Source organism: Streptomyces sp. NBC_00358 (genome assembly GCF_036099295.1).
Lineage (GTDB): Bacteria > Actinomycetota > Actinomycetes > Streptomycetales > Streptomycetaceae > Streptomyces.
This window is the reverse complement of record NZ_CP107976.1, coordinates 2,194,485-2,206,381: the sequence shown is the minus strand read 5'-3', so window position 1 is coordinate 2,206,381 and position 11,897 is coordinate 2,194,485. Positions and strand designations below refer to the sequence as shown.

Below are 11,897 nucleotides of genomic sequence, written 5' to 3'. Positions count from 1 at the left end.
TCCTCGCACACCCAGCGAGTGGAGGTCCCGATGAGCAGAGTGATCCGCGCCGCCGTCTTCCAGACCGCATGGACCGGCGACAAGGAATCGATGATCCAGGTCCACGAGCAGGCGGCCCGCGACGCGGCCGCGCAGGGCGCCCAGGTCCTGTGCTTCCAGGAGCTGTTCTACGGACCGTACTTCTGCCAGGTCCAGGACAAAGAGTTCTACGCGTACGCCGAGCAGATCCCCGAAGGTCCGATCGTCCGGCGCTTCCAGGCGCTGGCGAAGGAACTGGGCCTCGTCCTCGTCCTGCCGATGTACGAGGAGGAACAGCCCGGCGTCCTGTACAACACCGCGGCCGTGATCGACGCCGACGGCTCCTACCTGGGCAAGTACCGCAAGACCCACATTCCCCAAGTCCCCGGATTCTGGGAGAAGTTCTACTTCCGGCCCGGGAACTCGGGCTGGCCCGTCTTCGACACGGCCGTCGGCCGGATCGGCGTCTACATCTGCTACGACCGGCACTTCCCGGAGGGCTGGCGGGCACTGGGCCTCGCGGGTGCCGAGATCGTCTTCAACCCCTCGGCCACCTCACGCGGTCTCTCCGGCTACCTCTGGCAGCTGGAGCAGCCGGCCGCGGCCGTCGCCAACGAGTACTTCGTGGGGGCGATCAACCGTGTGGGCGTCGAGGAGTACGGCGACAACGACTTCTACGGGACCTCGTACTTCGTGGACCCCGAGGCGCAGTTCGTCGGGGAGGTGGCGAGCGACAAGGAGAGCGAACTCGTCGTCCGCGACCTGGACATGGCCAAGCTCCGCGAGGTCCGCGACCGTTGGCAGTTCTACCGCGACCGCGCCCCGGGCGCCTACGGGCCGCTGACCGCGCCCTAGCGCCTCCGCGCGCCACGGGCCCGGACCGGCTCCGGGCGCCGGACGGCGGCGCCCGGAGCCACCCGCGGCACGGCGGTCCGCGCGGCCCCTCTCGCGAACCGCCCCACGAGCCCGTTCACCAGGAAACAGTGCCGACCTCAGCCTCTGACAGCCTCACAACCCCCTCAGCGCACGCACGACCGGAAGGAGAGGGAGCATGAGCCGTACCGTCATCCGGGGTGGTCTCGTCATCACCGCGTCCGACGAGATCCACGCCGACGTCCTGATCGAGGACGGCCGGATCGCCGCCCTCGCGGCGAGCGGCACACCCGCGGCCGAGTCGTGGACGGCCGAGCGCACCATCGACGCCACCGGCAAGTACGTCATCCCGGGCGGCGTCGACGCCCACACCCACATGGAACTGCCCTTCGGCGGCACCTTCGCCTCCGACACCTTCGAGACCGGCACCCGGGCCGCCGCCTGGGGCGGTACCACCACCATCATCGACTTCGCGGTCCAGAGCGTCGGCCACTCGCTGCGCGAGGGCCTGGACGCCTGGAACGCCAAGGCCGACGGCAACTGCGCCATCGACTACGCGTTCCACATGATCGTCTCCGACGTCAACCAGGAGACGCTCAAGGAGATGGACCTGCTGGTCGAGGAGGGCGTCACCTCCTTCAAGCAGTTCATGGCCTATCCGGGCGTCTTCTACAGCGACGACGGCCAGATCCTGCGCGCCATGCAGCGCTCCGCCGAGAACGGCGGCCTCATCATGATGCACGCCGAGAACGGCATCGCGATCGACGTGCTCGTCGAACAGGCGCTGGCCCGCGGCGAGACCGATCCGCGGTACCACGGGGAGGTGCGCAAGGCGCTCCTGGAGGCCGAGGCCACCCACCGCGCCATCAAGCTCGCCCAGGTCGCCGGCGCCCCGCTCTACGTCGTGCACGTGTCCGCCACCGAAGCCGTGGCCGAGATCGCCCGCGCACGTGACGAAGGCCTGAACGTGTTCGGCGAGACCTGCCCCCAGTACCTGTTCCTGTCGACCGACAACCTCGCGGAGCCGGACTTCGAGGGCGCGAAGTACGTGTGCAGTACGCCCCTTCGGCCCAAGGAACACCAGACGGCCCTGTGGCGCGGCCTGCGTACCAACGACCTCCAGGTCGTGTCGACGGACCACTGCCCCTTCTGCTTCACCGGCCAGAAGGAGCTCGGCCGCGGCGACTTCTCGAAGATCCCCAACGGCCTTCCCGGCGTCGAGAACCGTATGGACCTGCTCCACCAGGCCGTCGTCGACGGACACATCTCCCGGCGCCGCTGGATCGAGATCGCCTGCGCCACCCCGGCCCGGATGTTCGGCCTGTACCCGAAGAAGGGCACCATCGCGCCCGGCGCCGACGCCGACGTCGTCATCTACGACCCGCACGCCGAGCAGATCATGTCGGTCGAGACCCACCACATGAACGTCGACTACTCGGCGTACGAGGGCAAACGCGTCACCGGACGGGTCGAGACCGTGCTCTCGCGTGGTGAACCGGTCATCACCGAGCGGGAGTTCACCGGACGCGCGGGTCACGGCGTCTACACCCCGCGTTCCACCTGTCAGTACCTTCTCTGAGCGACCAGGAGTGGCGCCAATGGACTTCGGACTCGTCCTGCAGACAGACCCCCCGGCCTCCCGTGTCATCGAGCTGATGAAGCGGGCCGAGGCCAACGGCTTCACGTACGGCTGGACCTTCGACTCGGCCGTGCTCTGGCAGGAACCCTTTGTGATCTACAGTCAGATTCTCGCCAACACCGAGAAGCTGACGGTCGGCCCGATGGTCACCAACCCGGGCACCCGTACCTGGGAGGTCACCGCCTCCACCTTCGCGACGCTCAACGACATGTACGGCAACCGCACGGTGTGCGGCATCGGGCGCGGCGACTCGGCGATGCGCGTCGCCGGACGCAAGCCCAACACCCTCGCCCGCATAAGCGGTGCGATGAAGGTCATCCGCGCCCTCGGCCGGGGCGACGAGGCCGACCTCGGCGGCACCGTCATCAAGTTCCCGTGGGTCAGGCCGGGGGCCGAACTGCCGGTCTGGATGGCCGCGTACGGCCCGAAGGCCCTGAAGATGACCGGCGAGGAGGCCGACGGCTTCATCCTCCAGCTCGCCGACCTCTATCTCACCGAGTACATGGTCAAGGCCGTGAAGGACGCGGCGGCCGAAGCCGGGCGCGACCCCGCCGAGGTGAAGATCTGCGTGGCCGCGCCCGCGTACATCACCGAGGACGACTCGCCCGAGGCACTCGCCCACGCCCGCGAGCAGTGCCGGTGGTTCGGCGGCATGGTCGGCAACCACGTCGCCGACCTGGTCTCCAAGTACGGCGAGCACTCGGCCGCCGTACCCGACGAACTCACCGACTACATCAAGGCCCGTGAGGGGTACGACTACTCCCACCACGGACGGGCCGACAACCCCGACACGGCGTTCGTGCCCGACGAGATCGTCGACCGGTTCTGCCTGATCGGAACGGCCGAGCGGCACATCGAGAAGCTGAACGCGCTGCGTGAGCTGGGCGTCGACCAGTTCGCGGTCTACGACATGCACGACGCCCAGGAGGCCACCATCGACGCGTACGGCACACAGGTCATCCCCGGCATCAACGGGCAGTAACCGAAGGCCCGTTCCCCGTTCTCCCCTTCCCGCCGTCCCGGGAAGGGGATCAGGGCGCTCTCCGCGCACCCCCCGAGTCGGTCCCCGCACGGCCTTTCCCGTCACTCCTCATTGATTGGCCTGCTCATGACAGAAACCGTCCCCCCGGACAGCCCGCCCGCCGGACAGGTCACGCTCCCCGACGGCCGGGTGGAGATCGCGCCCGACGCTCCTGTGCCCACCGGCCCCTACGCCAACGACGACCTGCTGCCGGTTCCGGTCGAGAAGCGCACCTGGACCACGTACAACTTCTCGGCCCTGTGGGTCGGCATGGCCCACAACACCGCTTCCTGGACGCTGGCTTCCGGGCTCATAGCCGTCGGCATGGACTGGAAGCAGGCCGTCCTCACCATCGCGCTCGCCAACCTCGTCGTGCTCGTCCCGATGCTGCTCACCGGGCACGCGGGACCCAAGTACGGCATCCCCTTCCCGGTCTTCGCCCGCGCGTCCTTCGGGGTCCGCGGGGCCAACCTCCCCGCTGTCGTACGGGCGTTGGTGGCGTGCGGCTGGTTCGGCATCCAGACCTGGATCGGCGGCGAGGCGATCTACTTCCTCGCCGGGAAGCTCTTCGGCGACAACTGGGCGAACGCCTCGCACATCGGCGGCTACGCCTGGACCATGTGGCTGTCCTTCGCGATCTTCTGGGTACTCCAGGTCGCCATCATCTACCGGGGCATGGAGACCATCCGCCGGTTCGAGAACTGGGCCGCGCCCTTCGTGCTCGTCGGCGCCGGCGTGATGCTGTGGTGGATGAGCAGCAAGGCCGGCGGCTTCGGTCCGCTGCTCGACCAGCCGTCGAAGCTCGGCTGGGGCGGTGACTTCTGGAAACTGTTCTGGCCCTCGCTGATGGGCATGATCGGCTTCTGGTCCACCCTGTCGCTGAACATCCCCGACTTCACCCGGTACGGCAGGAGCCAGAAGGCGCAGACCTGGGGGCAGGCGCTCGGCCTCCCCACGACCATGACGCTCTTCGCGTTCCTGTCCGTCATGGTCACCTCGGGCTCGCAGGCCGTGTACGGCAAGGCCGTCTGGGACCCGGTCCAGCTCGCGGCCAAGACGGACAACGTCGTCGGCATCATCTTCGCCCTGGTCACCGTGCTGGTCGCGACGCTGTCCGTGAACATCGCGGCGAACCTGGTCTCCCCGGCCTTCGACTTCTCCAACATCGCGCCCCGGAAGATCAATTTCCGCACCGGCGCGCTCGCCACCTGTGTCCTCGGCGTACTGATCTTCCCGTGGAAGCTGTACTCCGACCCGCAGGGCTACATCTTCACCTGGCTGGGCCTGGTCGGCGGTCTGCTCGGGACGGTCGCGGGCATCCTCATCGCCGACTACTGGATCCTGCGGCGCACCAAGCTCGACCTCGCCGACCTGTACCGCACGGGTGGCCGCTACTGGTACGACGGCGGCTGGAACTGGCGGGCCGTGGCCGCCTTCGTCACCGGCGGCGTCCTGGCCGTCGGCGGCGCGGACTTCCACCCGCTGGTCGACGGGCGGCCCATCCCCGCGCTGCGGTCGCTCGCCGACTACGGATGGGCGGTCGGACTGGGCACCTCGATGGTGCTCTACCTGGTGCTGATGACGCTCCGCGGAAAGGACAGGGCCGCGGTCTGACGGCGGGGACCGGAGGACGGTCAGACCTTCTGGCCGTCCTTCAGCGCCGCCGTCGCGTCCTTCGCCGCCTTGATGGCGCCCTTGTTGATCTCGTCGGTGCCGGGCGCCTTCTTGGTCTCGAAGTCGCTGCCGTTGTAGGTGACGACCACCAGCGCGTTGGACGACCGCACGATCACCACGCCCTCGCGGGTCTGCTGCTTGTCCTCGGTGCTGAGATTGACCACGGAGTAGGCCGAGTCACCGACCCCCGGTACCGCCCCGCCGCCGCTCTTGTCCGCCACGCGCTCCTTGTAGGCCTTCTCCGCCGCGGCGTCCGAGTCCTTGATCTCGTACGAGACGTCGAGCCAGCGGTAGTCGAAGCCCTTCAGCGCGTTCCACGAACAGGTGCGGCGCAGCGCCTTGTCGGTCGACGCGATCTCCTGGCCGGCCGTCTTGGCGCCGGGGACCAGGGACTTGATCGTCGAGACCTGGATGCTGCCGCAGGGGGCGGGCGACGCGGCGAACCTCTTGACAGCGGCCGAGGCCGATGGGGCCGAGGGCGAGTCGACTGTCTGCTTCTGTGACGATTTGTCCTCGGCGTTGGGGGTCGCTGCGGACGGGCCGGCGGCCAGGGCCCAGCCCGCGGAGGCGAGCAGAGCGACCGGCAGTAGGCGCGCGGCGAGCGCGAGCGGCAGAGGAAGAGAACCCAAAGCGCACTTCTCGTGGGGGATGGTGCGGAGACGGTCCGCACTGCGGACGGGACGCCAGTGTCACACGAGACGCTGTGGTGCGAAAGGGCCGGCCGACTTCGTGCCCGTGTAGTGACAGTGACTCACCTTGGCGGCGATTGACTGATGCTGTAGCAAGATGTCTGTTTTGTGCGACACCTTGATCGTCTACTTCTGTAGCCCCGCTCCGCCCGGCCCCGCCCCACCCTCTGTGTCGCGTTCGCCGCTGCCGCTGCCGCTGCTACGGCTTCGTGGTGTACGCCGGGAGGGCCCGTTCGACGCGGTCGACGGCCGCGAACGCTCCGTAGGAGACGAGGCGCACCAGGGAGCGGTCGGAACGGCCGGGTGCGCGCCAGGCCGCCACGTCCTCGTCCGTTACGCGGTACGGGGCGAGCGCGGCCAGCAGCGCCAGGCGCGCTCCGGGGCGCGACCGGTCGGGGAGGCCGTCCCACGCGAGCGAGGGATGCGCGCCGTCCCACCCCTTGAGCGTTTCCCGTACGACGGCGCGGTCCGCCTCGTCGAGCAGTCCTCCCCCCGCGGTCGCGGCCTCGCGCAGGGCGGCGTAGGCGGGACCGACGGAGGTGCCCCGCGCCCAGCCGGGACCCGGTCCAGGGGCGTCGAGCACCGTGAGACCCGCACCCGGGGCCGGCCGGCGGCGCACCGTCCTGGCCAGCGAACGCCCGCCCAGACTCCGTACCGCCCGGAACCGCTGAGCGTTCCCCGGAAGGAGGTTCTCGGTCAGCAGCGCGGAGGCGATCCGGTTGATGAAGTGGAAGCTGAGCATCGTGCCGATGTACGCGGGAGCGTGCGCGGCGGGGAAGGGGTACGGCGTCAACTCCCGTGCGCCGGGCGCCCTGCTCGCCCTGCCCCAGGCCAGTACGCGGGCGTGCCCCTCGTCGGACGGCGTCTCCCCGCGCGCGACCGCCTCGGCGAGGGCATGGTCCCCGGTGGCGTGCAGCAGCATGGTGTGCGCGTCCACGCAGAAGGGGCATCGGTTGGCCAACGACACCCCGAGCGCGGCGAGTTCCTTCCCGGTCCGGTCGCCCTCGCCCGCGATCAGCGACTCCCGCATCAACGCCCAGGTGGCGGTGAGGAGTTCGGGCGCGGACGAGAGGACGACGAAGGTGGCCGGACGTTCCATGCCGAAGTCGGAGGCCAGTTGGGTGTAGACGTCGGCGGTCGCGCCGCCGGCGGACTTGCGCGCGGGCGGGGTGGTGTACCGGAAGGGGGTCGAGAGGGACGGGGCCATGGGTGCCTCCTGATTGGACCGAGGGGTGCCGGACGTGCGGCGACCGCGGTCAACCATGGCCCGCAGGAGGTGGCGCCGGCGTCGTACGGCCGAGGGGGATCCTGGCTGCCGCGGCGGGCGCGGTGCCCGGCCCCGGCTACTGCGGCGGGAGTAGCCCGACAGCCGTCCCCAGGACCGACGCGGTGGCGGGCGCACCCGCATAGAGTCCCGGGCATGCAGTTCGACCAGGCCGTCCGCGGGCGTCCGGCCGACGCCGCCCTCGCGGTCGTCGTCGGTGCCCTCGTGACGACCGCGGCCGTGTTCGAGGACGGCACGACCGTCCTCGACTACCTCCTGATCGCCCTGGGTTCGCTGACCCTGGCGGCCTACCGGGGCGCCCCGCGTGTCGTGCTGGCGATCACCACCGCGGCCACCACGGCGTACGTCGTGCACGCCCACCCCGGCACCCTGTCCGCCCTCCCCGTCCTCGGCGCGGTGCACACGGCCGCCCGAGCCGGACACCGGGGCGTCGCGGCCCTCGCGAGCGCCGTGTTCCTGGCCGGATTCATGACGACGGGACCCGGGGCGGGGGAAGTGGTGGAGCGGACGCTGCTGCTGGCCGGCTGGTTCCTGTGCGCCCTGGTCACCGGGCTCGCCGACCGCAACTGGCAGGCCTATCTGCGCCAGACCGAGCAGCGCGCCCTGGAGGCCGAACGGACGCGCGAGGAAGTGGCGCTGCGCCGAGCGGGCGAGGAACGCCTACGCATCGCACGCGAGTTGCACGACTCGCTCACCCACAGCATCTCGATCGTCAAACTCCAGGCGGGAGTCGCCGTCCATCTGGCGCGCAAGCGCGGCGAGGAGGTGCCGCCCGCGCTGCTCGCCATCCAGCAGGCGGGCGGCGAGGCGATGCGTGAACTGCGGTCCACGCTGGAGGTGTTGCGCACCGACGAGCCCACGGGCACCCCGGCGCTGCTCGTGGAACGGGCCCGTGCCGCCGGGCTCGCCGTCGATCTGAGGGTGACCGGCGAGGAACGTCCGCTCGCGGCGACCGTGGACCGCGCCGCGTACCGCATCGTCCAGGAGGCCCTGACCAACGCGGCGCGGCACGCGGGCCCAGCCAAGGTGACGGTCGAACTCGGATATCGCCCCGACGAGTTGACGATCGAGGTGCACGACGACGGTGTGGCCCGCCGGTCCGGGCCGCCCGTCCCGGGCATCGGCCTCACCGGCATGCGCGAACGCGTCACCGCCCTCGGCGGAACACTGAGCGCCGCCCCGCGCGCGGAGGGCGGCTTCTCGGTACGGGCCGAACTGCCCCTGGACGCACCGGAGGAGGCGCGATGAACGGCGGCCCGGACACACCCACCGGGGCGCGCCGCCCGATCAGGGTGGCCCTGGTCGACGACCAGGCCCTCATGCGTGCCGGGTTCCGCGCCCTGCTGGACGCGGAGGAGGGCATCGAGGTGGTCGGCGAGGCGGCCGACGGGGCCCAGGGGCTCGCCCTGGTCCGCGCCGAGGTGCCCGATGTGGCCCTGGTCGACGTGCAGATGCCCGTGATGACGGGCATCGAGGCCACCCGCCGTATCGTCGCCGACCCGGAACTCACCGCAGTGCACGTCGTCATCCTCACCAACTACGGCCTGGACGAGTACGTCTTCGAGGCGCTGCGCGCCGGGGCGAGCGGCTTCCTCCTCAAGGACACCGAGCCCGCCGATCTGCTCCAGGCCATCGAGGTCGTCGCCCGCGGGGAGGCGCTGCTGTCGCCGTCGGTGACCCGCACCCTGATCGGGGAGTTCGTGGCCCGGCCCCCCGACCGGGCCACGGCGCCGGGTCTCGAAGGCCTCACGCGCCGCGAACGCGAGGTCACCGCGCTCGCCGCGCGCGGCCTGAGCAACGAGGAGATCGCCGCGCACATGGTCATCAGCCCCCTGACGGCCAAGACCCACATCAGCCGCGCGATGACGAAGCTGGCCGCCCGCGACCGGGCCCAACTCGTCGTCTTCGCCTACGAGTCGGGACTGGTGACGGCACGTGGATCCACGGAGTGACGCCCTCCGGCGAGCTCCCGTGCCATGATCGGCCCGTGATCGCGACAAACCCGGGACCGGCCGGCGCGGCACCAGCCGCCGAGCCTGCGAGGCGGTGCGCTGCCCCCACCGTCGCCGCAGCTCCGCGCGGTGGTCGTCCGCGTCCCGTCCTCGGTCCCCGGACGAGGTGGCTCCGTCCTGTCGTCCTCGCCTGGCTGGTCGCGACGGTCACCAGCGGGTGCGGGCTGTCCGCCGAGCTCGACCGGGAGCGCGACCCCGGGCGGACACACGTCCCGGACCCGACCAGGACGCCCACCGCGGCTCCAGTCGTCGTCGTGCCGTCCGAGCCCCCGAAGCGGGTCCCGGTGCAGCAGGGCCGTGGCTGCCCGCCGTCCGGTCTGCGCCTCGACACCGGACCCGGCGACGCGGCCATGGGCCTGCGCGGCATGACGCTGACCCTCACCGACTGCGGCAAGCGGCCGTACAAGGTGAACGGCTACCCGGCCGTCGCCCAGGTCCTCGACGAGGAGGGCGCCCCGATCACCGGGGTGCACAGCGTGGTGGGGACGGACAAGGTGTTCATGGCGCCCGCCGACCCCGGCCCCGAACCCTTCACGCTCCATCCGGGCGACACCGCGCGGGCCGTCCTCTACTGGCGTACGGCGGCCCAGCACGGCGTGTATCTGCGCGTCGCACCCCAGAAGGGACAGCACGCCGTCACCCTGCGGCCGGCGGAGTACCTCGACATCGGTCCGGAGAACACGCTGGGGACCACCGCCTGGGCACCCGCGCCCTGAGCGCCGTTCCACCCCGGACGCCCCGCACGGCCGGCGCGGGCGCGCCGGGCCGGTCTCCGCGCACCCGTGCCCGGCCCTGCCGTCCGCGCCGGGACAAGTGTCATAGTCGGGAGCGAGGTTGATCGCTCCGTACCGTGAGGCGGCAGGCATGTTCACGACCCGACCCACCCTCCAGGGCACCTTCGGCATGGTGTCCTCCACGCACTGGCTCGCCTCGCAGTCCGCGATGGCGGTCCTGGAGGACGGCGGCAACGCCTACGACGCCGCCGTCGCGGCCGGTTTCGTCCTGCACGTCGTCGAACCCCACCTCAACGGACCCGCGGGCGAGGCCCCGATCATCCTGGCTCCCGCGGACGGCGCCGTGCGGGTGCTCTGCGGACAGGGCGTCGCACCCGCCGGAGCGACGATCGCCCACTACAGGGGACTCGGCCTGGACCTCGTACCAGGCACCGGCCCGCTCGCCGCCGCCGTCCCCGGCGCGTTCGACGCCTGGATGCTGCTGCTGCGCGACCACGGGACCAGACCGCTCGCCGACGTCCTGAAGTACGCCATCGGCTACGCCGAGGACGGGCACCCGCCCGTGGAACGCGTCGGCGAGACAGTGGACACCGTACGGGCGCTCTTCGAGACGGAGTGGACCTCGTCGGCCGAGGTGTATCTGCCGGGCGGCAGGCCGCCGCGCCCCGGCGAGCTGTTCCGCAACCCGGCCCTCGCCGCGACCTGGCGGCGGCTGCTCGACGAGGTCTCGGGCGCGGGGGACCGGGTGGCCGAGATCGACGCGGCACGGGAGGTGTGGCGCTCCGGCTTCATCGCCGAGGCCCTGGTCCGCCAAGCCGGGCGGCCCACCATGGACACCAGCGGCAAGCGCCACACCGGAACCCTGACAGCCGCCGACCTGGCCGGCTGGTCCGCGGCCTACGAGGCCCCGGCGACGTACGACTGGCGCGGCTGGACCCTGTGCAAGGCGGGCCCCTGGAGCCAGGGCCCGGTCCTCCTCCAGCAACTGGCGCTGCTCCCGCCCGAACTGCCCCGCTACGGCTCCGCCGACTACGTCCACCTGCTCGTCGAGGGCTGCAAGCTCGCCATGGCCGACCGGGAGGCCTGGTACGGCGACGCGGCCGAGGTACCGCTCGACGAGCTGCTGTCGGAGCCCTACAACGCCGCCCGCCGGGCCCTCGTCGGGCACAAGGCGTCGTACGAGCTGCGTCCCGGCGCTCCGGGCGGCCGCGATCCGCGGTTGAGCCGGCACGCGCGCGTGGTGGCCGCCGGGGAGCCCGGCTTCGACGCGCTCGCGGTACCGGGCGCCGGCGAGCCCACCACGGCCCGCGCGGCCTCGGAACCCGAAGTGGCGGCCCACGGCGGCACCCGGGGCGACACCTGCCACCTGGACGTCGTCGACCGCTGGGGCAACATGGTCGCCGCCACCCCCAGCGGCGGCTGGCTCCAGTCCAACCCGGTCGTCCCCGAACTGGGCTTCCCGCTCGGCACCCGGCTCCAGATGGCCTGGCTGGAGGAGGGACTGCCGAACTCCCTGACTCCGGGCCGCCGTCCCCGTACGACGCTGACGCCCTCCCTGGCACTGCGCGACGGCGTGCCGGTCATGGCCTTCGGCACGCCCGGCGGCGACCAGCAGGACCAGTGGCAGACCCACTTCTTCCTGTCCGTCGCGCTGCGCTCCGAGGTACGCGGCGGACTCGACCTCCAGGGCGCGATCGACGCCCCGAACTGGCACAACGACAGCTTCCCCGGGTCCTTCTACCCGCGCGGCATGCGCCCCGGCAGCCTCACGGTCGAGTCCCGCACGGACGAGGCGGTCGTCGAGGAACTCCGCCGCCGGGGCCACGACGTCACGGTCGCCGAGTCCTGGTCCGAGGGGCGGCTGTGCGCGGTGGCCCGCGATCCCGCGACGGGCGTCCTGTCGGCGGGGGCCAATCCGCGCGGGATGCAGGGGTACGCGGTCGGACGCTGAG

At 71.4% G+C, this 11,897-nt stretch carries 10 protein-coding genes; 8 read left to right on the top strand and 2 right to left on the bottom strand.

Annotation, left to right across the window (positions count from 1 at the left end; genetic code table 11):
- The first annotated feature begins 30 nt into the window (after positions 1 to 30).
- The 4 genes from OHT01_RS09195 (at position 31) to OHT01_RS09180 (ending at position 5,165) form a co-directional block, all read left to right on the top strand.
- Complete coding sequence (locus OHT01_RS09195) at positions 31 to 873, top strand: nitrilase-related carbon-nitrogen hydrolase (protein WP_266763778.1); 843 nt, start codon at positions 31 to 33, stop codon at positions 871 to 873.
- Between the two features lie 196 nt (positions 874 to 1,069).
- Positions 1,070 to 2,470, top strand: coding sequence for a dihydropyrimidinase (gene hydA / locus OHT01_RS09190; RefSeq protein ID WP_328552633.1), 1,401 nt, complete (start codon positions 1,070 to 1,072; stop codon positions 2,468 to 2,470).
- Positions 2,471 to 2,489: 19 nt separating this feature from the next.
- Positions 2,490 to 3,512 (top strand): TIGR03842 family LLM class F420-dependent oxidoreductase, encoded by a 1,023-nt coding sequence (locus OHT01_RS09185; protein ID WP_328552632.1) that lies wholly within the window; start codon positions 2,490 to 2,492, stop codon positions 3,510 to 3,512.
- 126 nt (positions 3,513 to 3,638) lie between these two features.
- Entirely contained in the window at positions 3,639 to 5,165 is a 1,527-nt protein-coding gene (locus OHT01_RS09180; protein WP_328552631.1) for an NCS1 family nucleobase:cation symporter-1, read from the top strand.
- Positions 5,166 to 5,185: 20 nt separating this feature from the next.
- On the opposite strand, the gene OHT01_RS09175 is transcribed toward OHT01_RS09180, so the two are convergent.
- Complete coding sequence (locus OHT01_RS09175; protein WP_328552630.1) at positions 5,186 to 5,854, bottom strand: hypothetical protein; 669 nt, start codon at positions 5,852 to 5,854, stop codon at positions 5,186 to 5,188.
- Between the two features lie 259 nt (positions 5,855 to 6,113).
- Entirely contained in the window at positions 6,114 to 7,121 is a 1,008-nt protein-coding gene (locus OHT01_RS09170) for a carboxymuconolactone decarboxylase family protein (RefSeq protein WP_328552629.1), read from the bottom strand.
- A gap of 213 nt (positions 7,122 to 7,334) precedes the next feature.
- On the opposite strand from OHT01_RS09170, the gene OHT01_RS09165 reads away from it, so the two are divergent.
- The 4 genes from OHT01_RS09165 (at position 7,335) to OHT01_RS09150 (ending at position 11,896) form a co-directional block, all read left to right on the top strand.
- The gene (locus OHT01_RS09165) at positions 7,335 to 8,447 is read left to right on the top strand and encodes a sensor histidine kinase (RefSeq protein ID WP_328552628.1); all 1,113 of its coding nucleotides are present in this window, start codon (positions 7,335 to 7,337) and stop codon (positions 8,445 to 8,447) included.
- Complete coding sequence (locus OHT01_RS09160) at positions 8,444 to 9,151, top strand: response regulator transcription factor (protein ID WP_328552627.1); 708 nt, start codon at positions 8,444 to 8,446, stop codon at positions 9,149 to 9,151. The genes OHT01_RS09165 and OHT01_RS09160 overlap by 4 nt, the downstream gene beginning before the upstream one ends.
- Before the next feature lie 314 nt (positions 9,152 to 9,465).
- Positions 9,466 to 9,927, top strand: coding sequence for a DUF4232 domain-containing protein (locus tag OHT01_RS09155; protein WP_328552626.1), 462 nt, complete (start codon positions 9,466 to 9,468; stop codon positions 9,925 to 9,927).
- 148 nt (positions 9,928 to 10,075) lie between these two features.
- Complete coding sequence (locus OHT01_RS09150; protein WP_328552625.1) at positions 10,076 to 11,896, top strand: gamma-glutamyltransferase family protein; 1,821 nt, start codon at positions 10,076 to 10,078, stop codon at positions 11,894 to 11,896.
- Position 11,897: the final 1 nt, after the last annotated feature.